23 protein-coding genes are annotated in these 23,172 nt (G+C 62.5%); 12 read left to right on the top strand and 11 right to left on the bottom strand.

Annotated features, from left to right (window positions below):
• The first annotated feature begins 177 nt into the window (after window positions 1-177).
• Both acnB and BLT65_RS27130 read left to right on the top strand, forming a co-directional pair.
• A complete protein-coding gene (gene acnB / locus BLT65_RS27135) occupies window positions 178-2,763 on the top strand; it encodes a bifunctional aconitate hydratase 2/2-methylisocitrate dehydratase (protein ID WP_091783166.1) in 2,586 nt (861 codons plus the stop codon).
• A 190-nt stretch (window positions 2,764-2,953) separates the two neighbouring features.
• Window positions 2,954-3,382: a LysR substrate-binding domain-containing protein gene (locus BLT65_RS27130; RefSeq protein ID WP_244186633.1), complete on the top strand. Its 429-nt coding sequence runs from the start codon at window positions 2,954-2,956 to the stop codon at window positions 3,380-3,382.
• A 92-nt stretch (window positions 3,383-3,474) separates the two neighbouring features.
• Here BLT65_RS27130 and BLT65_RS27125 read toward each other — a convergent pair whose 3' ends face one another.
• A complete protein-coding gene (locus tag BLT65_RS27125; protein ID WP_091783163.1) occupies window positions 3,475-3,795 on the bottom strand; it encodes a hypothetical protein in 321 nt (106 codons plus the stop codon).
• 194 nt (window positions 3,796-3,989) lie between these two features.
• Between BLT65_RS27125 and BLT65_RS48475 the strand changes: the two genes are divergently transcribed.
• Both BLT65_RS48475 and trxA read left to right on the top strand, forming a co-directional pair.
• The gene (locus tag BLT65_RS48475) at window positions 3,990-4,124 is read left to right on the top strand and encodes a hypothetical protein (RefSeq protein WP_279634485.1); all 135 of its coding nucleotides are present in this window, start codon (window positions 3,990-3,992) and stop codon (window positions 4,122-4,124) included.
• Window positions 4,125-4,226: 102 nt separating this feature from the next.
• Complete coding sequence (trxA, locus tag BLT65_RS27120) at window positions 4,227-4,598, top strand: thioredoxin (protein ID WP_091783160.1); 372 nt, start codon at window positions 4,227-4,229, stop codon at window positions 4,596-4,598.
• A gap of 69 nt (window positions 4,599-4,667) precedes the next feature.
• Here the strand turns inward: trxA and BLT65_RS27115 are convergent, their stop codons facing one another.
• On the bottom strand, window positions 4,668-5,669 hold the full coding sequence (locus tag BLT65_RS27115) for a GlxA family transcriptional regulator (RefSeq protein WP_091783219.1): 1,002 nt from the start codon (window positions 5,667-5,669) through the stop codon (window positions 4,668-4,670).
• Between the two features lie 269 nt (window positions 5,670-5,938).
• Here BLT65_RS27115 and BLT65_RS27110 point away from each other — a divergent pair, with 269 nt between their 5' ends.
• Together BLT65_RS27110 and BLT65_RS46600 are read left to right on the top strand one after the other, a co-directional pair.
• Window positions 5,939-6,262, top strand: a complete 324-nt coding sequence (locus BLT65_RS27110) for a DMT family transporter (RefSeq protein ID WP_341865841.1) — start codon at window positions 5,939-5,941, stop codon at window positions 6,260-6,262.
• A 68-nt stretch (window positions 6,263-6,330) separates the two neighbouring features.
• Complete coding sequence (locus tag BLT65_RS46600) at window positions 6,331-6,594, top strand: DUF7884 domain-containing protein (RefSeq protein ID WP_143036563.1); 264 nt, start codon at window positions 6,331-6,333, stop codon at window positions 6,592-6,594.
• Between the two features lie 111 nt (window positions 6,595-6,705).
• On the opposite strand, the gene BLT65_RS27105 is transcribed toward BLT65_RS46600, so the two are convergent.
• The 3 genes from BLT65_RS27105 to BLT65_RS27095 form a co-directional block, all read right to left on the bottom strand.
• Window positions 6,706-7,002, bottom strand: a complete 297-nt coding sequence (locus tag BLT65_RS27105) for a hypothetical protein (RefSeq protein ID WP_143036562.1) — start codon at window positions 7,000-7,002, stop codon at window positions 6,706-6,708.
• Between the two features lie 16 nt (window positions 7,003-7,018).
• Window positions 7,019-8,008 (bottom strand): SLAC1 anion channel family protein, encoded by a 990-nt coding sequence (locus BLT65_RS27100; RefSeq protein WP_091783154.1) that lies wholly within the window; start codon window positions 8,006-8,008, stop codon window positions 7,019-7,021.
• A 179-nt stretch (window positions 8,009-8,187) separates the two neighbouring features.
• Entirely contained in the window at window positions 8,188-9,054 is an 867-nt protein-coding gene (locus tag BLT65_RS27095; RefSeq protein ID WP_167306543.1) for a GlxA family transcriptional regulator, read from the bottom strand.
• Between the two features lie 343 nt (window positions 9,055-9,397).
• Between BLT65_RS27095 and BLT65_RS27090 the strand changes: the two genes are divergently transcribed.
• From BLT65_RS27090 to BLT65_RS27065, 6 genes are all read left to right on the top strand, one after another.
• Window positions 9,398-9,670, top strand: coding sequence for a hypothetical protein (locus tag BLT65_RS27090; RefSeq protein ID WP_143036561.1), 273 nt, complete (start codon window positions 9,398-9,400; stop codon window positions 9,668-9,670).
• A 62-nt stretch (window positions 9,671-9,732) separates the two neighbouring features.
• Window positions 9,733-10,671 carry an alpha/beta hydrolase gene (locus tag BLT65_RS27085; RefSeq protein WP_143036560.1) on the top strand — a complete coding sequence of 313 codons (939 nt, stop codon included), beginning with the start codon at window positions 9,733-9,735 and terminating at the stop codon, window positions 10,669-10,671.
• A gap of 15 nt (window positions 10,672-10,686) precedes the next feature.
• On the top strand, window positions 10,687-11,469 hold the full coding sequence (locus BLT65_RS27080; protein ID WP_091783142.1) for an alpha/beta fold hydrolase: 783 nt from the start codon (window positions 10,687-10,689) through the stop codon (window positions 11,467-11,469).
• Between the two features lie 48 nt (window positions 11,470-11,517).
• Window positions 11,518-12,204 (top strand): M24 family metallopeptidase, encoded by a 687-nt coding sequence (locus tag BLT65_RS27075; RefSeq protein WP_091783138.1) that lies wholly within the window; start codon window positions 11,518-11,520, stop codon window positions 12,202-12,204.
• A 121-nt stretch (window positions 12,205-12,325) separates the two neighbouring features.
• Window positions 12,326-13,138: a gamma-glutamylcyclotransferase family protein gene (locus tag BLT65_RS27070; protein WP_091783216.1), complete on the top strand. Its 813-nt coding sequence runs from the start codon at window positions 12,326-12,328 to the stop codon at window positions 13,136-13,138.
• Between the two features lie 450 nt (window positions 13,139-13,588).
• On the top strand, window positions 13,589-14,746 hold the full coding sequence (locus BLT65_RS27065) for an NHL repeat-containing protein (protein WP_091783135.1): 1,158 nt from the start codon (window positions 13,589-13,591) through the stop codon (window positions 14,744-14,746).
• Between the two features lie 117 nt (window positions 14,747-14,863).
• Here the strand turns inward: BLT65_RS27065 and BLT65_RS27060 are convergent, their stop codons facing one another.
• From BLT65_RS27060 to BLT65_RS27035, 6 genes are all read right to left on the bottom strand, one after another.
• Window positions 14,864-16,636, bottom strand: coding sequence for an FAD-dependent oxidoreductase (locus BLT65_RS27060; RefSeq protein ID WP_091783132.1), 1,773 nt, complete (start codon window positions 16,634-16,636; stop codon window positions 14,864-14,866).
• Window positions 16,637-16,700: 64 nt separating this feature from the next.
• On the bottom strand, window positions 16,701-17,450 hold the full coding sequence (locus tag BLT65_RS27055; protein WP_091783213.1) for an SDR family oxidoreductase: 750 nt from the start codon (window positions 17,448-17,450) through the stop codon (window positions 16,701-16,703).
• 5 nt (window positions 17,451-17,455) lie between these two features.
• Window positions 17,456-18,298 carry a shikimate dehydrogenase family protein gene (locus BLT65_RS27050; RefSeq protein WP_091783128.1) on the bottom strand — a complete coding sequence of 281 codons (843 nt, stop codon included), beginning with the start codon at window positions 18,296-18,298 and terminating at the stop codon, window positions 17,456-17,458.
• Window positions 18,295-20,847: a branched-chain amino acid ABC transporter ATP-binding protein/permease gene (locus BLT65_RS27045; RefSeq protein WP_091783125.1), complete on the bottom strand. Its 2,553-nt coding sequence runs from the start codon at window positions 20,845-20,847 to the stop codon at window positions 18,295-18,297. The genes BLT65_RS27050 and BLT65_RS27045 overlap by 4 nt, the downstream gene beginning before the upstream one ends.
• The gene (locus BLT65_RS27040) at window positions 20,844-21,713 is read right to left on the bottom strand and encodes a branched-chain amino acid ABC transporter permease (protein WP_007584162.1); all 870 of its coding nucleotides are present in this window, start codon (window positions 21,711-21,713) and stop codon (window positions 20,844-20,846) included. Before BLT65_RS27040 ends, BLT65_RS27045 begins: the two co-directional genes overlap by 4 nt.
• Before the next feature lie 111 nt (window positions 21,714-21,824).
• Window positions 21,825-23,105, bottom strand: coding sequence for an ABC transporter substrate-binding protein (locus tag BLT65_RS27035; protein ID WP_091783121.1), 1,281 nt, complete (start codon window positions 23,103-23,105; stop codon window positions 21,825-21,827).
• Window positions 23,106-23,172 lie beyond the last annotated feature (67 nt).

Raw genomic sequence — 23,172 nt, 5'->3', positions numbered from 1 at the left:
AGCGGCCGGTTGAATGTCCGCGATCCTGGATGTTTCTGTTTCCCAACTCTTATATAAGACATAAGACATTTGACCTCGTAGGGTATTGCAATTAAAATCGCGATCAAAGCAGTGCCCGGAGCAGCTTCGACGTGCCTGACAAGTCCTCCCCTGAAACGCAATACCAGCAGGTCTCCCATGCTTGAAAACTTTCGTGCTCATGTAGCCGCGCGCGCCGCGCTCGGCATTCCTCCCCTGCCGCTGACGGCTCAGCAGACCGCCGAGCTGGTGGAACTGCTGACAAACCCGCCCGCCGGCGAAGAGCAGACCCTGCTCGACCTGATCACCAACCGCGTGCCCGCAGGCGTGGACGAAGCCGCGCGCGTGAAGGCGGGCTTCCTGGCCGCCGTGGCCAAAGGCGAGATCGCCTGCGCGCTGATCTCGCGCGCCCGCGCCACCGAACTGCTCGGCACGATGCTGGGCGGCTACAACATCCAGCCGTTGATCGAGCTGCTGTCGGACGCCGAAGTCGGCACCGTGGCCGCCGAAGCGCTGAAGAAAACCCTGCTGATGTTCGATCAGTTCCACGACGTCAAGGAACTGGCCGACAAGGGCAACGCCAACGCTCGCGCCGTGCTGCAAAGCTGGGCCGACGCCGAATGGTTCACCAGCCGTCCGGAAGTGCCGCAAAGCCTGACCATCACCGTGTTCAAGGTGACGGGCGAAACCAACACCGACGACCTGTCGCCGGCCCCGGACGCCACCACCCGCCCGGACATCCCGCTGCACGCGCTGGCAATGCTGAAGAACGCCCGTCCCGGCATCACGCCGGAAGAGGACGGCAAGCGTGGTCCCGTCAAGTTCATCGAGTCGCTGAAGGAAAAGGGTCACCTGGTCGCGTACGTGGGCGACGTGGTCGGCACGGGCTCCTCGCGCAAGTCGGCAACCAACTCGGTGCTGTGGTTCACGGGTGAAGACATCCCCTTCATCCCGAACAAGCGTTTTGGCGGCGTGTGCCTGGGCAGCAAGATCGCCCCGATCTTCTACAACACGATGGAAGATGCCGGCGCGCTGCCGATCGAACTCGACGTGTCGAAGATGGAAATGGGCGACGTGGTCGAACTGCGCCCGTACGAAGGCAAGGCGCTGAAGAACGGCGAAGTGATCGCCGAGTTTCAGGTCAAGTCCGACGTGCTGTTCGACGAAGTGCGCGCCGGCGGCCGCATTCCGCTGATCATCGGCCGTGGCCTGACGGCGAAGGCACGTGAAGCGCTGGGTCTGGCTCCGTCCACGCTGTTCCGCCTGCCGCTGCAACCGGCCGACAGCGGCAAGGGCTTCTCGCTGGCGCAGAAGATGGTCGGCCGCGCCTGCGGTCTGCCGGAAGGCAAGGGCGTCCGCCCGGGCACGTACTGCGAACCGCGCATGACTTCGGTCGGCTCGCAGGACACCACCGGCCCGATGACACGCGACGAACTGAAAGACCTGGCATGCCTGGGCTTCTCGGCTGACCTCGTCATGCAGTCGTTCTGCCACACGGCCGCTTATCCGAAGCCGGTCGACGTGAAGACGCACCAGACGCTGCCGAACTTCATCAGCAACCGTGGGGGCATCGCGCTGCGCCCGGGCGACGGCGTGATCCACTCGTGGCTGAACCGCATGCTGCTGCCCGACACCGTGGGCACGGGCGGCGACTCGCACACCCGCTTCCCGATCGGCATCAGCTTCCCGGCCGGTTCGGGCCTGGTCGCCTTCGCGGCCGCTACGGGGACGATGCCGCTGGACATGCCGGAATCGGTGTTGGTCCGCTTCAAGGGCAAGATGCAGCCGGGCGTGACCCTGCGTGACCTCGTCAACGCGATTCCGCTGTACGCCATCAAGCAAGGCATGCTGACGGTTGCCAAGCAAGGCAAGAAGAACATCTTCTCGGGCCGCATTCTCGAAATCGAAGGCCTGCCCGATCTGAAGGTCGAGCAAGCGTTCGAACTGTCGGATGCGTCCGCCGAGCGCTCGGCCGCCGGTTGCTCGGTCCACCTGAACAAGGAACCGATCATTGAATACCTCAACAGCAACATCACGCTGCTGAAGTGGATGATCGCCGAAGGCTACCAGGACCCGCGCAGTCTGCAGCGCCGCATCAAGGCGATGGAGCAGTGGCTGGCCGACCCGCAACTGCTGTCGCCGGATGCAGACGCCGAGTACGCAGCCGTCATCGAGATCGACCTGGCCGACATCCACGAGCCGATCGTGGCATGCCCGAATGATCCGGACGACGTGAAGACGCTGTCGGACGTGGCCGGTGCGAAGATCGACGAAGTGTTCATCGGCTCGTGCATGACCAACATCGGCCACTTCCGTGCCGCGTCGAAGCTGCTGGAAGGCAAGCGCGACATTCCCGTCAAGCTGTGGGTGGCGCCGCCGACCAAGATGGACCAGAAGCAGTTGACCGAGGAAGGCCACTACGGCGTCTTCGGCACGGCCGGTGCGCGTACCGAAATGCCGGGCTGCTCGCTGTGCATGGGCAACCAGGCGCAAGTGCGCGAAGGCGCGACGGTCATGTCGACCTCGACTCGTAACTTCCCGAACCGTCTGGGCAAGAACACGAATGTGTATCTCGGCTCGGCGGAACTGGCGGCGATCTGCTCGCGCCTGGGCAAGATCCCGAGCAAAGAGGAGTACATGGCCGACATGGGCGTGCTCAACGCCAATGGCGACAAGATCTATCAATACATGAACTTCGACCAGATTGAGGACTTCAAGCAAGTGGCCGACACCGTAGAGATGTAAGCGTGCTGTCGGGCTACGGCGTGTTGTTCTCGTCGTAGCGCCACGCAATGGCGCCGCAGGCTGAATGCCTGCGGCGCCATTTTTTTTGGGTGGCGAGTGACAGCCCTTGCAGCAAGCGGGGACACGCGCTCACCCGCGTCAGGCCCGCCGCTGATCATGCATGTGAGGCTGAAGGTGACCTACGCCGTGAATGCTCTTCAGCAGCCCAGATTTCTTCGATGGCGCGAAGCTGCCCGAAGCGCCGGAGGACGTCGCGGAGCGGCGCTCGCTGTTCATGGTGCGGGAAGGCGTGCCGTACGAATGGATGTTGCGCCGTGGCGATACGCGGCGAACCGTTCGCGTGTCGCCGGTGCTGATGACGAGCTGCATGCTCACGCTAAAGGATGCGGCCGTCGCAGGCCTTGGCATCGTCGCGTTGCCCGGTTATGTCTGCAAGGAAGAACTCGCCGATGGCCGCCTGATGCGTGTACTGCCCGAGTGGACGTGCGGCGATGCGCAACTCACGGCGCTCGTGCCGTATGGGCAGAATCAGTTGCCGTCGGTGCGGGCGCTGCTGGATTTCCTGGTGCAAGAGGTGCCGCCTGTGCTTGCGATGGATGGTGTCTCTACGGTCGGGTGAGTCATGGGTTGCGGTGATGAAGTGACAAACATTGCGTTCAAAAACCAGGTCGTTTTCTGGTCGTTTCAAGTCGAACGGATCGCGCATTCTCGCTATCGGTATCGGACGATAGCAATCTCGGCACGCTCGATGGTCGACACGTAGATGTGTCGATGCGTATTGGTCGACTCCCGATACGTGTGCGTGTTGTAGACGATAGCGGCATTGCCCCCCGCCTGCCGAACGGCATCTACGATGCGCGACGTCGTGCCGTGCATGCCGGGTAGCGGCAGCCAGTTGGTGACCGTGGTCTGCTTGACGATGTCATACGGACGGGTGGGCGCGGCATGCAACCAGACATCAATACCGTCGACAACTTCTGGTCCCTGATCGGATGTGGAGCCCGCAGAGGGCCCGGTGAGCAAGCTGTCCATAGGTTGCGGCAATGAGCAACCGGCGATGCAGAGCACGAAGGAGCACGAGACAGCCCAGCGTGAAGATAAGCGAAAGCGCATGTGAGAGTTTCATATCGGGACACACACAAACAGGTGCCAAAGTGACCCATCACGTTTCGGTGGCGGCAGCAGAGCAGCCTCAGACTCGCGATGGCGGGCAACGCGGAATTGCGATGCCCAAGCTCATTCTGGACGCCCGAGACCGCGACGGAAAGCGTGACGTGGCCGCAATAGCGGCCACGTTGATGTGCTTGACGGCCACGCATCGGCAGCGCGCCTCGCAGTGGCCGGAACTGGTGCCGTTCTGACCGTCAGACTCAATTCGAACGCCTCATAATTTCTCTGACCGCTAGCGCTTCGTACGCAGCGAGCGGTCGTTTGGAAATGGTTGAAATTGAGAGGAGTTATGAATGGCATTGCTTGAACTGCATCCGGATACGCTTGAATCGATCATCGCGTCGGACGGGATCGTGGTCGTCGATTTCTGGGCGCCGTGGTGCGGACCATGCCGGCATTTTGCACCCGTGTTCGAGGCCGCCGCCTCAGCGTTTCCGGACATCGACTTCGTGAAGGTCAACACGGAAGAACGCTGGGATCTCGCAGCGGCGGCCGGCATACGCTCAGTACCGACGTTGATGATCTTTCGCGAGGGCATTCTCGTTTATCGGCAGATGGGCGCGCATTCCGAGTCGCAGTTGACATCTATCATCTCGACGACGAGGACATTGAACATGAACGAAGTTCGCGCGCATGTCGAGCATTCTCTTAGCCAATACGAATAGCGATCGGGAGACGGCATGTGCCGTCTCCCGTGTGACGTCTCGCGCTGCCGGTAGCCGGAGTGCAATGTTTCAAGTGGCGGCAATTGCCTGCCGCACGGTTTCCAGCAGCGCCGGACCCTCGCCGCGAAAGCGCTGGCGATATTCGATCGGCGTCACGCCGAGACGCCGGATGAACGCGCGGCGCAAGCTGTTCTGGTCACTGAACCCGCACACGTACGCCACTTTCTTGAGGGGCGTGTCGCTTTCCTCGAGCATCCGTCTGGCAGCCTGCACGCGCGCGATTTCGACGAAATCGCCGGGCGTCGTGCCCGTCTCACGCTTGAACATCCGCGAAAAGTTTCTGACGCTCATTCCCGCCCGACCGGCTAGCACTTCGACGGAAAGATCCGCCGACAGATCGTTGAGGATCGATTCCTGAATGTCCCGCAACGGGCTGCGTTCGGTGACCTGCGCCGCCAGATGCAGACTGTATTGCGATTGACCGCCAGGGCGTTTGACGAACATCACGAGTTCACGGGCAACGCGCAATGCCACGCCACGGCCGTGATCTTCTTCGACCAGGGCGAGTGCGAGATCCATTCCAGCCGTTACGCCCGCAGACGTGTACACAGGACCATCCTTGACGAAGATATGGTCAGGTTCGACACGCACGTTCGGATAGTTCTTTGCGAGCCGTGCCGCGGAATTCCAGTGCGTGGTCGCGCGCCTGCCTGTGAGCAAGCCCGCACGGGCGAGCAGGAACGCGCCCGAACAGACGGAGCCTAGCCTGCGCACGTAGCGGGACTGTCCGACGAGCCACGCAATCAACTCCCCATTCTCTTCATACTCGTAAATGCGCGGGCTTCCGGCTACGAGCAGGGTGTCGATGTCGCAGGGCGTGTCGGCGATTGACGCATCGGGAAGAAACCGCATGCCATTCGACGCGAAGATGGTTTCCAGGGTAGGGGCGACGGTCAGCAGTGCGTAGGCGTTTGGATCGCCGAGCTGACAGTTCGCTTCGGTAAACACGTCCATTGGCCCGGCAAGGTCGAGCATCTGGACGCCGGGAAACACCAAGAGAGCGATTCGCATCATGACTCCGGACGCTGATCGATTGAAGCTATCTGCATTGTATGCGCCAGGACGCCGTCATCAGAACCGATGGCAGGAAATGGGCCGAGTGTGGCCGTTATTCGCATCACGCCTCATTCGTAACCCGATGCGGCTTTCCGTCCGTGCGTGTCCTGACCTTATCGCAACTTGACCGTTTCTGACGGCTTCCCACGACTCACCTCGGTGCTATTCGTTGGCAGAATGGGACGGCCACGATCTGGCAATTGTGTGTTCTTTTTTATGGGGAGGTGCATCAGGTGGCTTGGTTTTGTGTGTTCCTGGCAGGCGTTTTCGAAATTCTCTTCGCCACTGGTCTGAAGTATTGCGCAGGATTCACACGCTTTTGGCCAACGCTCGGCACCGCGCTGTCGTTGCTGGCCAGCATGACGCTTCTGGCAGCTTCTGTGCGGACTTTGCCCATCGGCAGCGCTTATGCCGTGTGGACGGGCATTGGCGCAGCGGGTACGGCCATTCTTGGCGTCTATCTGTTCGGCGATTCCGCGTCGCCGGCCCGGATGGCCTTTCTCGGCTGCATCGTCGTCGGCGTCATCGGTCTGAAAATGGCTTCGTAGTCCGGCCTGGCGTTCTGGCGTCGTCATCCGCCACGGCGGTTCAGTCTTATTTTTTTGCAGGTTCTTACATGCTAGACAAAGTTCTGGGCGCAAAGCGCCAGGTCTGGATGGAGCGCGTTCGAAACGAACTCGATCTTCCTGTTCGTTTGCCTCTATGGAGCGGCACCCGTCACGACCTTGGGTCGTTCGATACACCTCTCGTATCGCTGCGCATCAATGGCATCGGCACTATCGGTGCGTTTCTCGACCCGAGCCGCGGTACGCTTGGCGAGGCCTACGTGCGGGAGTCAATCTCACAACGCGTGGCGTCCGCACGTGCGTCACGCGGTTAGTGAGTTGCCGTAGCATCCATCGTTCATTCAGGGAGATGCGAGTTGTCATCCGCTTTCATCCCGCTCCTGATGCATTCGAAAAGGTCGACTGAATGCATCATCCATTTCCGCTTACCCGTGTCGTCCGGTGACGGGCGATTCATCATCGCCGCGGTGGAACTGGTTGTTGATTGTTTCGATGTCGAACTGGTGTGGACGCGCAATGAAGGACGCCACGCGACGTGCGTCGTGCCGTATGAAGTCGTTGAATCGTTCCTGAATGCGTTGCTCGATGCTCTGCTCTTCGCTTCCCGGCAAGGGCAGCAGCCAGTTCACTTTTGCACAGACGAAACAAAACCTCCACGCCCGCGACGATAACGGTGCGTGGAGGCTGGTGTGACGCAAGACCTGCTGCGGCATGAAATTCACGCCGCAGCATCCATGCTTATGCGCCGAGAAGCTTGCCGTTGAACAGGAAGTGCAGCGTCCGGATGAACAGCACGGCGATCGCAATGGTGAGAAGCGTGAGAAGAGCGATCGCAATGAGCGTCACGGGCCAGGCTTGCACGAACATCGAGTACTTCAGCGACGCGCTCGTCAGCGCGGCCATCGGAAAGCTGATCGCCCACCAGCCAGCCGCAAACGGGATGCCCTTACGGAACACCTTGAACGCCAGCGTCACGAACACGAACAGACCGAAGTAGAAAAGCAGTCCCGCAAAGGTATCGACGTGCTGCGTGAAATTCGTGTACGCGAGGAAGCCGACTTCGAACGGCGCGATCAGAATCACCATCGAGGGCACCATCCCGACGGGCAGCGGCTCGTGATGGATCAGGCGCGACATGATCATCGTGAAGAACAGCAGCGCGATCATCGCGCCAACGGCGAGCCCGAACAGGTTGACTTCATGCGCCCAAGGCATCGGCATCGTGCCGCCGGCCACGGCAATGTCGAGCGTCGCCACGCCCGGGATCAGCCACGCCGGAACCGCGTGGCCCGCATCGATTTTGCCCTGCAGCAAACGGCTCGCGATCACGAACGAGAGCGCCACCGTGCTGATGGTGCCAATCGTCCAGACCACTTCGGAAAACAAGAGACTGACGGGCGCGATGACGGACGACAGCAGCAGGATCGCAATCGTGATCGTGCCGAAGAAGTTGCCGGCAATCGGGTGACGGAATTCGCCGGCCACTGCGCCGGGATGCTTGAACCACTTAACGAGGTATCCGCCGCTGAGCAGCAGGAAAACCACGACGGCGAGCGTGCCGATGGCGCCTGAAATATAGGGGCTCACGCCGAACTCGTGGCTCGTGAGCCGCCACGCGAGGGAGAGGCCGGCAATACCCATGACAGAGCCAAACAGGTTCACTGGCAGATTCTTGATGGAAGCGCTATTTCGGACAACTTGTGAGCCGGGGGAAGAAAGCGTGGACATGATGAACCTCCTGAATATTTTGAATTCCGATCGGGCAAGCGCCCGGTGTCTTGGAACAAATTCTGGTTCATGAATCGCCTGGCCGAAAGTCGCTCAACGATCAAATTTCGGCCATCGAAGGACAGAGAACGGCCAGCCGGCCAAGAGGCGTTCTGAAGTTCGCTCGCGATGGGTAACGCTCAGCGTTCAAGCGCCGTCGTGCCGAGAACGGCCGCCACGTTGCGCCTGAGCGTCTGCGCTCCGCTGAAGCCGCATAACTGGGCGATCTGCGCAATGGAGTGAGTGGATTGGACGAGCAATCGCATCGCTCGCGTGACGCGCTGCGTGCGCACGAATTCGAGCGGCGTGGTGCCCGTTTCGCGGACGAACACGCGTGCGAAATGACGCTCGCTCATCCCGGCGCGGGCAGCGAGGCGGGACACGCAAAGATCCGCCGACAGGTGCGACAGGATGTAATGCTGAAGTTCGCGGATGCAGGCGCGTTTGCCCATGCGAAGACAGGGTCGCGTGGCCCGTTTCATTGACGTTCGACAGCAGGTGTCGAGACGTTGAGCCAGTTGCGACGCGGCGAACTGTCCGAAGTCATCCCGGACGAGTTCAAGCGCAAGATCGACGCTGGATTCCGGGCCGAACGCCGTCAAAACCTTGCCGTCACGTATGAGGGATTGATCGGACCTCGCAATGACGGTCGGCCATCGTTGCGAGAACCGCCGAAGCGCGGCAGGGTGAAGCGCGACCGTGCATCCGTCGAGCAGGCCCGCGCTCGCAAGCAACGGTACCGCCTCCCCGACCGCGCCGATGCGGCGCGCCTTTTGCCCCGCTGCGGCGATCCATTCGACGAGCGCTGCGGCGGTTGGCGACCGGTCCGATTCGCCGCCCGCTATCAGCAGCGTGTCGAAATCGGGCGTGGTGGTCGCAATGGTCGAATCGGCCATCACGGCGAGGCCGCCTTTCCCCGTCACATACAGGAAGTCCTGCCCGATCAGCTGAAACCGGTAATGTTCGCCGTTGTTAGACCCTTCATCGAGCAGGCTGAGGGTGTCCATTGCCGCAACAAGGTCCGACGCCCTGTGACGTGGCAGGACAAGGATTCCGATATGCATCGTTGCCCCCGATTCGTTGAACGCAATCGAGTGTAGGGCTGCGGTTTGATCCGGATCGCGGCATGGCGCTTTGTTGACGCGTTGTGTCCGGAAATGAAGCCGCGTGCGCAGCGCATCGGATACAGCATCGGCATGGGTGTGCGGAGATGGCCGTTCGATGCCCTTCTTTGGCTTGAGTTCGAATCTCGCGGCCATGGACCCCTTAGCGCGGCCGGCCGACAATGCTCGTCAGTTTGCAGTGCATCGTAAGCATGCAGATATCCGAACTATATTGATGGAGAAGCAAGTGACTCCCATAACGCTGTATCACGATGGCTGCTCGATCTGCGTCGCAGTGGTCGAGAGTATGGACACGTTGATCGACAAGACCCGCTTTGCGCTGCGTGTCGTTAATCTGTCGGAACGGCGAGAGGCGGTAGCGGAAGCTGAAGCGCTACATGTATCGCGTTTGCCGTCGCTCGTGTTCGGCGGGCAAGTGATCGAGATCGACCCGCATGCACCGATTTCGGATTTCAGGGCGCCTGAGTGGCATGTCGGTCCTTCGCCGGAAAGCCTTTGAACCGGACGGTCAAACGTTCGCGGCGTCGCTATTCAATCTCTGTCACCGTCTGGGGCAAGAGCATGTCGAACACACAGTTGATCAACGTCATTTCGAATATCGAGCGCGTCAGCAAGGACGCGCATGCGCAGATGTCCGCGCCGCAACTGCGCGAAGGACTGAAGGCGCTCTACGGACCTCTGCCCGTCAATCCTAGAGCGACTTTCAGAACCGTCGACTCCCCTGGGTTCAAGGGACTCCATTGCAGCGCGCCACAGGGGTTAGCCGGTAAGGCGATCCTCTTTCTGCACGGCGGAGGATTCGTGATGGGTGAGCCCGAGACGTTCCGAACACTGATCGCTGAGATCGCCGTGCGCACGACGGCGAACGTGTATGCGCTCGATTATCGGCGGGCGCCGGAGCATCCTTACCCCGCTGCCTTCGATGACACCGTTGCCGCGTGGTGCTGGCTGCTGCAGCAGGGATACGCGCCGGAGTCGATCGCGCTCGTCGGCGATTCGGCGGGAGGAGGACTGTGCGCGTCGCTGATGCTGGATCTGAAGCGTCGCTGTCTCGCTCTGCCGTCTGCTGCGTTTCTGATTTCTCCGTGGCTCGATTTGAGCATGTCGGGGCCATCCGTCTTGACAAAGGCGAGCGTCGATCCCGTCGTTTCACCGGAAGGTCTTGCATTCTTTGCACAAAACTATTTGCGTGCGCAGTCGCACACCACGCCGTTCGCGTCGCCGCTGTTCGGCGACCTGGCTGGCTTGCCACCGTTGCTGATTCACGTCGGCGGCAACGAGACCTTACTTGACGATTCGGTGCGCTTCGCGGGCAAGGCAGGTTCTGCGCAGGCGAGAGTGCGCCTCGATATCTGGCCACAAATGATTCATGAATGGCACATATGGCATTCCGTTCTCGACGAAGCGGATGCTGCGCTGGAAGAAGGCGCCATGTTCCTGCGCGCGCATCTCGGCATCGACACGCACCCGGCGTCCGCCGACGTTTCCACAACTGCATGAAAGAGTGCTCAAACCATGCCGATATTGCACGTCAACGGTGTCGACCTCAGTGTCGCGATAGAAGGGACGGGACCGCCGCTGCTGTTTCTTCACGGACTCGGCGCGAGCGGGCGTGTGTGGTCGAAGGAGGTCGAGTCGTTCAAGCCGTACTTCACGACAGTCGCAATCGACGCGCGAGGTCATGGCGAATCCGCGCGTCCCGCGCACTATACGCTCGACGACCATATCGACGATGCCGCAGGCGTCCTCGATGTGCTCGGAATGACGGACGCTCGTGTCGTTGGCTCGTCGATGGGCAGTTACGTCGCGCAAGGTCTCGCTGCGAGAGATCCCGCGCGCATTCACAGCCTGGTGCTCGTCGTGCCGAAGTGTCATGGCGAGACATCGTCATCGGCGCGGCTGATTGCGGAACATGCCGACGAGTTCAAGGGCATGACGCATGACGAGCAGCAGGAATATCTGCTGAAGCTGTCCTTCGGCCCTTACGCGAGCGAGCCAACGAAGGCGGCGTGGATCAGCGAAGAGCGCCGCTTTCCATTGACGCCCCCGGAATGGGCCTCGGCCGCAGCGGCGTTGACGGGCTTTGATTTGAGGCCAGCGCTGCCGCACATCAAGGCCAATACGCTGGTCATGTCCGGACGCTACGACCCGCTCAACAGCGTGCAGGACGGTCAGGAGTGCGCGAGTCTGATTTCCAACGTGGAATTCGTCGAGATGGAGCGTTCAGGTCATTTTCCCAACGTCGAAGAGCCGACGCTCTACATCACGTTGCTGCACGAGTTTCTCGCAGGCTGGTGATGAGGCGTCTATCGAAACGAGAGATGTTGAAGTTCAAAAGAGGTTCATGTGCAAGATTCGCAAGTTCAAGATCCCGAAGAGGTCGGGGGTGGGTTTTCAATTCTCGGGATGCTCGACACGCGTGCGAAGACACTCGCGGTGATTCGCGAAGCCGCGAGTCATATCGAGCCGGGGATGACGGAAGACGACGCCGTTCAGCTGACCAAGAGCTTGCTCGCGGATGCCGGGATGGCGCGCACGTGGCATCCCGTCATCGTGCGTTTTGGCGCGAACACGGCGAGGCCGTTGACGGAGCAGCCAGCGTCGCGCGTCGTGCTCGCGGAGAACGACATTTTCTTCATCGACATCGGTCCGCGTTACGGTGCATGGGAAGGCGATGCGGGCGACACCTTCGTGGTCGGCGATCATGCGGAGCATGCGCGTTGCGCGCGCGATGTCAAAGCGTTGTTCCATGACGTCCGTGCGTTGTGGATCAACGAGGGGCTCACGGGCGCCGAACTGTACCGGCACGCGGCCGAGGCCGCGTCGAAGGCGGGTTGGCTTCTCGATCCCGTCGTCGCGGGCCACCGGCTTTCGGATTATCCGCATGCCGCGATTCATGCCGGTCCCCTGGCGCGACTCGAGCGGCGTCCCGCCGCGATGCGATGGGTCGTCGAATGCCATATCCGCGACCCACAGGGCAGATTCGGCGCGTTCTTCGAAGACATGCTGCTGCCCGACGAGTACTACGCGTAGCGCAAGGCAGCGTCGTCAGATTCAGGAACCACGACTGTGCGCGTAAACCCGGCGCGCGCAGTTGCCGGGCGGCCTGGCATGAGCGATCATCTGCGTCAACGCAGTTGACGGAGATATGACGATGTCAGCGATGGCCAAGATTCGAGGATTCGTTGTCGCACTGGCGCTCGTTAGCTCTGCGGCGCACGCACAGACCACCGACTTCTGGGGAGCGCGTCTTCCCGATCAGCCGACGCAGTTCATCTTCGGCTACGGCTCGCTCATCAACACGCCATCGCGTAACGACACGGCCGGCAAACCGGTCGCGGCGATTCCCGTGCGCGTTTCGGCGGCGTTCGGCTATGTGCGCAGCTGGAGCGACCGCGCGCGCACTGGCTTCACGGCGCTCGGACTGCGGCGTCCATTCGAGGGTGAAGCGCCGATGACCATCAACGGCGTGATCTATCCCGTTGCCGGCAACGACATGTCCGCGTTCGACGAGCGCGAGAAGGGATACGTGCGCGTCGAGGTGCCGCGCGCGCTCATCGAGTCCGTATCGTGGCAGCCGCTACCGGCGCAGGGAACCGTATGGGTCTACGTGCCGAAAGCCGAGGGCAAGGCGCCGGGGGAAGGGCTTCCGGTTCCGGACGCCAGGTTTCCGCTCGTCGAGTCGTATATCGATGTCGTGATCGAGGGAGGGCTCGAGTACGGGCCGGAATTCGCGCGCGAGATCATCGAAACAACCCGGGACTGGAGCCCCTACTGGCTCAACGACCGCACGCTCGCACGCCGGCCCTGGGTGTTCGACAAGCAGTTCGCAAAGATCGATGCGCTGCTCGCGAAGTCGGCGCCGTGCTTCGCGCAGCGAGCGTTTTCCGAGGACTATGCCGCCGCGAGCGCCGCCATCGCCAAACGCAAAGGCGATGTGTGCCTTCGTGAGGCTCACGCGCGCTAGGCAGCGCGCTTTCACTTCACTGCCCAAGAGACGAGTGAGTCGAACACTACCCTATCGCGAATAATATCGCCCCAACTTCACTGACCTTTCGTGTTTCCGAAAAAAGCCACAGACAGTGAAGAAAACCTCTTGTTTCCTAAGCTATCTGCACTATCAATAGAGTTACGGCGCGATTACGGCAACCCATGCAAACCATGACAATAACCTGCTGATGCAGTCATGAAGGTTGCGTCCAAGCGTGAAGTCAATATAACGGCGCCGCACACCCGTTGAATATTCTCTCGCATTGCACCGTCGTCAATACGCCGGGTGAGGGCGATTTTTGCCCGAATTATTCGTGCGATATTCGTGCGACTCAATCACCGCTCACGGCCGGTTAGCCATCGATCCGTCTTTTCAATACCTTGATGTATTGACTCCATAATTAGTTAGTCATACCGAGGAATAGTCATGAACAATATTTTCGCATCCGGTCTTGGGCTATTGCTGGCGGCGCAGGTCGCCATAGCACCGCAAGCATTGGCCGACGACACGCGCACAGGCCGCTCGTCCGACGTGCTTGCCGTAACCGATCCTGCTCCCTCTGCCAACGACGTACGGTTCTATGACGCACGATCCGGCCAGTATCTGCCCGACCGGTCCATCAAGCCGGGCAGCGGAGGGTTGCGCGGACCGACGGGCATCATCTTCGACCAGCGCTGGAATGAAGTGCTCGTGTCGAATCAGAATATCGGCCAGCCCTTCAACGGCGAGATCTTTCGCTATGACGCCAGCGACGGCCATTTCATCGCGCCGCTCATCTCGCGTGATGATAAGCACGGCCCCTATGCGCCGCGCGGAATCGTGCTGGTCGACATGGGCAGAGCAGGGCGCATTCTGTTCATCGCCGATCTCGGCGACACACCCGGACCGACGGGCGCGCTCCTCGCGTTCAGGATCGACGGGCACAAGGCGGAGTTCGTGAAGAATCTCGACCCGAATATCGATCATCCGGGCACGACCGGGCCGCAGTTTCATCCGCGTGGCATCGTGCTCGGACCGGATGGCCTGCTATACGTGACGCTCCGCAACCTGCCGGATCCGTGTGGCGGCGGCGTCGTGCGATTCGATCCGCGGCGCCTGGTTTTCGTTGACGTGCTGATATCCAATTCCATCGAATGCAGCAAGAACACGAACGATCTGCAACGGCCAGAGGGGCTCGCATTCGGGCGCGATGGCGATCTCTACGTGACTAGCCTTCGCCAGGATCCTGTGAAATACGAGGGATGGGATTCAGACAAGATCCTGATTATCCCGCATGCAACGCACAGGGACGGACATCGCTGGAACGCATTCGACCGTGAGCATTTCGAGCGTATCGATCTGGATCGGCACCACCCGCGCGCCATTGCGCTATCGCTCGTATTCGGGCCGGACGGGGCGCTTTACGTGCCGGTGACGAACGACCCCGATCCCGGCAACGCGCCGCAGTACGGCGAGGTGAGACGCTACAACCTGTTTACGCTGGGCTATTCGACCTTCGTTGACCCGCGAACGGGGCTCGTGAATCCCTTCTATCTCAGCTTCGGCAGGACCGATCCGGCGACGCTTGACTACGGCCAGCATTGATTGCGCTGACACCAGGGTGATGCTTGCTTGTGGCGTCACCCGCTGCCGGCGACCGTATCACGCTATATCCAGCAATAGTCGGACAACCTGTTTCATGAAGACGCGTGACCCGCGCGTTTATCGGTGTGCCGCTTCCACGCAGGCATCCAAATGCGTCCGGCTATTTGAAGCGGCGTCATCCAGCTTACCCGCGATGTACTTCGCAACGCGCCATCCGAACACGATTGCCGGGCCCAACGTCGTGCCGGGTCCGGGATACGTGCCGCGAAAGATCGAAGCCAGATCGTTGCCGCACGCGAAGAGTCCAGGTATCACGTTGCCGTTCGCATCGAGCAGTTGGCCGTTCGCAGTGCCGCTCAGTCCTGCGCTGCACGCGAGGTCGGCTGGCCATACCGTCACGGCGTAATACGGACCTTTGCCCAACGGACGGATGCACGGATTGGGCTTCTGCGCCGCGTCGCCGTTGAACCGGCTCATCGGGCTGGAACCGCGGCCGAAGGCAGGGTCGTTGCCCGATGCGGCATCGCGATTGTAGGTATTGACAGTGCGCGCAAGCCCCACCGCATCCACGTTCAACTTCGCCGCCAGTGCGGCCAGCGAGTTGCCTTTGACCAGATACCCGGCGCGCTCGAACTCCGCAATACGCGCGCGGCTTCGCCCCGGCATCAGCAGGCCAAGACCGTAGTCGCGGATAAAGTCTGCATCGACGATCAGATGCGCCGGCACGCTCGGGCCATGGCCGTCGTCGCGCAACATGCCCATCACGAAGTCGTGATAGGAATTGGATTCGTTGACGAACCGCTCGCCCCGGCTGTTCACAGCGATGAGGCCCGGCTTCGCGCGATCGAGGATGATATGCGGCCACACGCTATCGTCGCCGCCGGGCGCACGGCGAATCGAGCAGGGCATCCAGAGCCCGGGGCTGTCGCCGCCGTTTTCGAGTCGCGCATCGACGGCGAGCGCGCTGCTGACGCCGTCGCCCGTGTGGGTGTCGGGCGACAGCGACAGCGGTTGTGCGGCAGCCGGAAACAACTGTTTGCGCAGCGCAGGGTGCCGCGTGACGCCACCCGTGGCGAGCACGACGCCGCGACGCGCGCCAATGCGCCATTGCTTACCGTCACGCGAACCGACCACGGCGCCCGTCACGCGACCTTGCTCGCGAACCAGTTCGACGAGCGGCGTTTCGAAGCGCACGGCCACGCCGCGCTTGCGCAGGCTATAGAAGAGCCGGGCGGCGAGCGCGTTGCCCATCACGAGCTGCGTGCCGCGCGGAAAACGCATGCGGTCGATTACATAACGGCCGACCACTTCGACGGTGCGCCTGAAATTGCTCAACGATCCGAACGGATTGAGCAGCGCGCCAAGGTCACTGCGATTGACCATCATCCCGCCCAGGCCCATGAATTCCTTACGCGGCGGACGTACGCGCGCGAAATCCTTGTCCAGCACGCGAGCGTCGAAAGGTAAGGGCGCGAGCGCGCGGCCGCCGAATGCCGCGCCCGGCCCCGTCACATAGTCCGGATGCGCGGCCGCTGCGACGAACTTCACGTCGCTGATGCGCTGCAATTCGTCGACGGCGAGCGGACCGCTTTGCAGGAAGGCTTCGCGGGCTTCGTCGCCGCCGCGTTCGCCGACCACCGATTGCAGAAACCGGCGCGCGTCGTCGACGCTGTCGGGCACGCCCGCATCGACGCTCAGTTGCGTGCCCGGCACCCAGGTCGTGCCGCCCGACGTCGACGTGATGCCGCCGACTGCCTCGGTCTTTTCGCACAGGAGAACGTCCAGGCCCTCATGATGCGCGATCAACGCGGTTGTCATGCCCGCCGCGCCCGCGCCGAACACGAGCACATCGACTTCTTCGTCCCAATGGATGCTGCTGCCTGAATTCATGTGTACTGTCTCCTCTGATGCCTTGTCGCGTTTCGTACTTGCTGGGTTGTGTCCGGACTGACGTTCAATAAGTCGCGCGTCCGCCGGACAGATCGAAGGCCGCGCCCGTCGAAAACGAGCATTCACCCGATGCCAGCCACGCGGCCAGGCTCGCGACTTCGTCGGCCGTTCCGGCGCGTTGCATCGGGATCTTCGCGAGACTTGCGGCGAGCGCATCAGGGGTCATCTGGTGCAGCAAGGGCGTCTCGATCACCGCAGGCGCGATGCAGTTCACGCGCACCGGCGTCAGCGCCAGTTCCTTGCCCATCGACTTCGTGAACGCGATCACGCCGGCTTTGGCCGCCGAATACGCGGACATCGACGGGTTGCCTTCCTTGCCCGCAATCGACGCGAGATTGACGATGCGGCCGAAGCCCGCGTCGAGCATGGGTTTGACGGCGGCGCGCGAGCATAGGAACACGCTGCGAAGATTGACGTCGATGCAGCGCTGCCATGCGTCGAGCGCGCTGTCGGCGACGGTCGAGATCGGGCCTGTCGTGCCCGCGCTGTTGACCAGCACATGCAGCGCGCCGAAGCGTTCGAGCGTCGTCTTGAGCGCGGCTGCGACGGAGGCTTCGTCCGTCACGTCCGCGTGTATGCCGATGGCCGCGCCGTCTTTGCCGTTAGACAGCGCGTCGGCGGCTTCACGCGCCGCATGCGCATCGAGGTCCCACAGCGCGATGCGCATGCCGTCGCGTTGCAGCCGTGCCGCGATCGCGCGGCCGATCCCGCCCGCGCCGCCCGTGACGATGGCGACTCGCTGCGCCGTGCTCATGCCGCTCATGCTTTTGTGTCGAGCAGAAACTCGACCATGCGGTCGCACACGCGCGCGAACATCTGCGTGCCCGTCACGGTCTTGCAGCCGCGCGCGCGTGCCGTTTCGATGAACGGCGTGAGCGGCGGCTTCGTGACGACGTCGCCGACGAACGTGGAAGCGGGCAGGTGCGACACGTCGATGGGCAACGGATCGTCGGCGCGCATGCCCATTGGCGATGCATTGACGACGACGTCGAACGTTTCGGCTTCGACATTGGCCGCCGCGACCTGCACGGCGCCGCGTTGCATCGCGGCAAGCCGGGTCACGAGCGATTGGGTGCGCGCCGTATCGTTGTCGCGCACGTCGAGGGCAGCGACGCCCGCACTGACGAGTGCATGGCCGATGGCCGAGCCCGCGCCACCTGCGCCGATCAGCAACGCGCGCTTGCCTTGCAGATCGCAGCCCGCATCCTCGAGCGCGGCCACGAACCCGGTGCCGTCAAACATACCGCCGTGCCAGCCGCCATCGGCCGTGCGCCGCAGCGTGTTCACCGCGCCGAGAAACGCGGCCTCATCGGACAGACTGGAGCAGAAGCCGGCGGCGCTGAACTTGTGCGGCACCGTGATGATCACGCCGTCGACGTTGCGCATCGGCACGACGCCAGCGAAGAATGCCGCGAGGTCGTCCGGCGAGACATGCGCGGGGACCACGAGCGCGTCGCGTCCCGCTTCGCGAATTGCCGCCGTCACGCCTTTGGGCGAACGCACCTGCGCAATGGGATCGCCGACAATGAAGTACACGCGCGTCGCGCCGCTGAGTCCCTCGTCGAGCGATACGGCGACGTTCGTTGCAGTCGTTTGGGTCATGCTGTTTTCACCTCCAGAGTAGAACGGGCATCGTCATGCACGATGCCGAGCAGTTTGGCCTGCGTCGCGCTGTCCTGAGCGAGCGCGTCAGCCGTGTTTTCATAAGCGACGCGGCCGTTGACGAGCACATACACGCGGTCGGCGATAGGCAACACCATATCGGCCTGATGTTCAACGATAACGACGCTTGCCCGCTCGCGCAGCTTGACGACAGCGTCGAGCACTTCCTGCACGACAGCGGGCGCGAGGCCTTCGAACGGTTCGTCGAGCAGGATCGCTTTGGCGGGCGCCATCAACGCACGCGCGATAGCCACCATCTGCCGCTCGCCGCCCGACAGATGTTCGGCGCGTACGTCCTTGCGGTTCGCGAGCCGAGGAAAGAGCGCGTAAATCTCGTCGACGCTCGCGCCGCCCTTGCGCGCGGCGAGCCGCAAGTTTTCGTAGACGGTCAGATTCGGAAACAGGCGGCGGCCTTCGGGCACCATCGCGAGGCCGAGCCGGTTGATCTCGTGCATCGGTCTGGACGTGATGTCGTGTCCGTCGAACGTGATGGTGCCCGCGCTGATCTGTGCGACGCCAGTTGCCGCACGCAGCGCAGTCGTCTTGCCCACGCCGTTGCGTCCGAGAATCGCGATCACTTCGCCTTCATGCAGCGTGAGGTCGATGCCGTCGAGGATCGTGTTGCCCGCGTAGCCCGCCTTCACGTTTTGCAGTTGCAGAAGCGCACGCCGGCTCGCCGGTGTGTCGCGCTTGTGCGCGACGCGTTCGGCGAGACGCGCATCGACGGGGCGCTGGCCCTTTGCGTGACCCATGTACGCTTCGATCACTTCAGGATGCGCAGCGACGTCGGCAGGCGAGCCGTCTGCTATGAGATGCCCGCGATGCAGCACACTGACGCGATCGGAGATCGTCAGCACGCGGTCGATGTCGTGCTCGATCAACAGCACCGCGTGATGATTCGCGAGTTCACGCACAATGCGCGCGACGTTTGCGCGATCCGCTTCGGCAAGGCCCGCGAGCGGTTCGTCGAGAAGCAGCAGACGGGCCTGCGTCGCGAGCGACAACGCGATTTCGAGCAGACGCTGCTCGCCATGCGAGAGGCTCTCGCAAGATGCCGCCGCGCGCTCGACGAGACCGACGGCTGCGAGCAGTGACCAGGCGCGTGCATTCTGCATGTCGAGCGTATGGGCGTCGCGCCACAAGCCGAGCCGTTCGCGCTGCGCGGCCTGCACGGCGACGCGCACGTTCTCGAACACGGTGAGGTTGCGAAACACGCTGAGAATCTGGAACGAGCGGCTCATGCCGAGCCGCACGCGGCGGAACATCGCGAGCCGCGTCACGTCCCTGCCGTCGAACGTGATCGTGCCCGACGATGGCGGCAGCACGCCCGTCAGCATGTTGAAGAAGGTCGTCTTGCCCGCGCCATTCGGTCCGATGAAGCTGTGCAGCTGGTACGGATAGACGTCGAGGTCGACCTTGTCGGCCGTCACGAGCGAGCCGAATTGCTTCGACAGTCCGCGCACGCTGAGAATCGGCGCATCCGGATTCATGTCGATGCGGCTCGCGCGGTACGGCGCGATCACTTCGGGGCGCGCGGGAATGGTGTCGCGCACGAGCGTCCAGCGCGGCCGGCGCAGCAGCCGTTGCGCAAGACCCTGAATGCCTTCGGGCGAGAAGAACGCGAACGCAATGATGATCGGCGCGAACATCAGCCACCAGTGTTCGGTGAGGCTGCTCAACTTGTCTTCGAGCAGGATGAACGCAATCGCGCCCCACAGCGGCCCGAGAAACTGGTGTACGCCGCCCAGCACCGTCATCAGCAGACTGTCGCCGGCGTGCTCCCAGCTGAGGTTGTTCGCATACGCGCCTTGCAGCATCAGGCACAGCAACCCGCCCGCGTAACCGATCACGGCGGCGGAGATCACAAACGCGTACAGCGTCAGGCGGTACGTGTCATAGCCGAGGCTCGCGGCACGCTGCTCGTTGTCGCGCAGCGCCTGCAACGCGCGCCCGAATGGGGCATGGACGAGACGCCACAGGCCATACGCAACGGCGATCACCGTGACGCACGCGAACACATGAAAGCCCGTGGTCGTCGCGAAGGTCGGGCGCGGCACGTTTTGCAGGCCGTTCTCGCCGCCCGTGACATCGGTCCACTTGAACGCGATTTCGAACGCGATCTGCGAGCAGGCGAGCGTCAGCAGCGAGAAATACAGCCCGCGCCGCTTGAGCACGATCGCGCCGATCAATGCGGCCATCACGGCTGTGACGACCACGCTCGCGGCCAGCGCAACGATTTCGTTGCCGATCAGACGTTGCAGCGAGATCGCGACCAGATACGTCGACGTGCCGAAGAACACCGATGCGCCGAACGGTACGAGGCCCGTATACGCGACCAGAAGATTCACGCCCATTCCGTAGAGCGTGTAGATGGCGATCTGCGTCGCGCGTTCCAGCGGCGTGCCGGTCGCGGTCAACGCGATCGAGACGACAATGAGGCACGTGGTCAGCAGCGCGACGGGGTGCCGGGTCAACAGTTTGACATTCATTCGAAGCGCTCCCAGCGTTCGCCGAACAGCCCGCGCGGACGCACGAGCAGAACGAGTGCCATCAGGACATACATCGCCACCGACGACCCCTCCGGAAAGAACTGCACGGCGAGGGCCGTCACCACGCCGACCAGCAGACCCGCGACGACGGCACCCGCAAACGAGCCCAGACCGCCGATCGTCACGATCACGAAGGCAGGCATCACGGCTGCCGTCGCCATGCTGGGCGTGACGGTCAGCAGCGGCGCGGCGAGCACGCCCGCTGCACCCGCGAGCAATGCGCCGAGACCAAACGCGCCCGTCAGCACGCGCGGCAGATTGATGCCGAGCAGGCCAACCATCTCGGGGTCGCGGCTGCCCGCGCGCAAGATGCGCCCGTAGGGCGTGAACTTCATGAACCACCACAGCGCGAGCAGAATCGCGACCGTCGCGGCGAGCACGAACAGACGATACTTCGTGATAAGCAGCGGCCCGTAGACGAGAAAGCCGCTGAGCGCCGCAGGCGGACTGAACGGCAGGCCGCCCGCGCCCCACACCAGGCGGATCAGCGCCGTCAGCAGTAGCGACAGGGCGAACGTCACGATCAGTCCGAGCAAGGGCTCCTTGCCGTAAAGCCGCCGGATGAAAATCACTTCGATCAGCATGCCCGCGAGCGCGACGAGGACGGGCGCGACGATCACGGCAGCCCAGCCGAACTGCGTCGACAGCGCGATCGCGAAGTACGCGCCAAGCGCGAACAGCGCGCCGTGCGCGAAGTTGACGATGCCAAGCAGCCCGCAGATGATCGACAGACCGATCGCGAGCAACACGTAGAGAAAGCCCAGCACCAACCCATTGGCGATCTGGGACAACACCATTTCTGCCATGCCTGTACTCCAGCTGAATGCAGATAACCGCAGGAAATTGCGGAACCGAAGTGGCCGCTGCATGAGATTCACGCAACGGCCCGCCGACGCCGCAGCAGAGTTCGCCGCGCGTTACCGCGCGGCCATCGTGCAACCGATTTCCTGTTTCGTGCCGTAAAGGCTGTCGAGTTCGGCGGGGTTCTGCGGGACGGCCGATACCTGGTTGAGCCAGTCCCACTTGTCGGTGATGTGGTCCTTCACCTTGAAGACGGTCCAGCGACGCAACATCTGGTGATCCCACGGGCGGAAATAGGCAGGTCCGCTGCTGTCGCCGAACTGCACGGTCTCCAGGCTCTGAACGATGTCCGGCCCGGATGTGCTCTTCGCCTGGTTGACGCCCGCGAGCAGCGCGCGCGTCGTGAACCAGCCGATCCACGCCTTGTCGGCGGGCGGCTTGCCGTACTTCGCCGTGTACTTTTTGATGAACGTGAGTTCTTCGGGCGAATGGCCCGGCGAACTGTAGTGCCACGGCTTGCCGTAGTAGCCGGTTGCCGCATCCACGTTGATCGACCACAGATCCGAATCGCCGATGATGGGACACGCAACGGGAATCTTGTCCTTCATGCCCATTTCCGCGTACTGCTTGAGGAAGGTCGAGAGATCGCCGCCCGGCAGGCCGAGCAGCACGACATCGGGCTTCGACTGGCGGATCTTCAGGATGAACGAGCTGAAGTCGGTGGTGTTGAGCGGCGTCACATCCGCGCCCGCGATCGTGCCGCCCGACTGCTTCAGCAACTCGGACATCGAGCGCTGGATATCCTGCCCATACGCGTAGTTCGCGACGAGGAAGTGCCACTTCTTGCCGATCGCGAGCAACGACGGCGCGAGCGCGCGGCACGTGACGGGCGTCGGGCTGAGCACGCGGAACGTGTACGGGTTGCAGCTGCTGCCCGTCAGCTCGCGCGCGGCGGCGTTGGGCGCGATATAGGGTGTCTTCGTGCGGGCCGCGACGGAAGACATCGCCAGCGACGTGCCGCTATTCGTCCCGCCGATCACAGCGATGACCTTGTCCTGCTCGATCAGCTTCTGCATGTTCTGCTGCGCCGACTGAGGATTCGGCTCGTCGTACCAGACCAGATCCACGCGGCGGCCACGCGCCTGGTTGTTCGCATCGTCGAGCGCCATTTTCACGCCGTTCGCGATCACTTCTCCCTGCTCGGTCCACACGCCCTGCTTGGCCATCAGCAGGCCCAGCTTGAGCGGTTGCTCGCCTTGCGCGCGCACGATCGCGGGTGCCGCCAGCACGGCCGCGCCGCTCGCCAGCGTCTTGCCCGCGGTGGCGAGCCACGCGCGCCGCGTCATGCCAGTGCTTTGCGTTTCATGGTTGATGGGTTGATTGGTTTCGTCCTTCATGTCTCTCCGCTCCTGTCCGTATCCGTTCGCAAACTTTCGATGATTGAAACTTTTGATGAACTGTAGT

Source organism: Paraburkholderia steynii (genome assembly GCF_900100565.1).
Lineage (GTDB): Bacteria > Pseudomonadota > Gammaproteobacteria > Burkholderiales > Burkholderiaceae > Paraburkholderia > Paraburkholderia terrae.
This window is presented reverse-complemented; position numbering and strand designations above follow the sequence as displayed.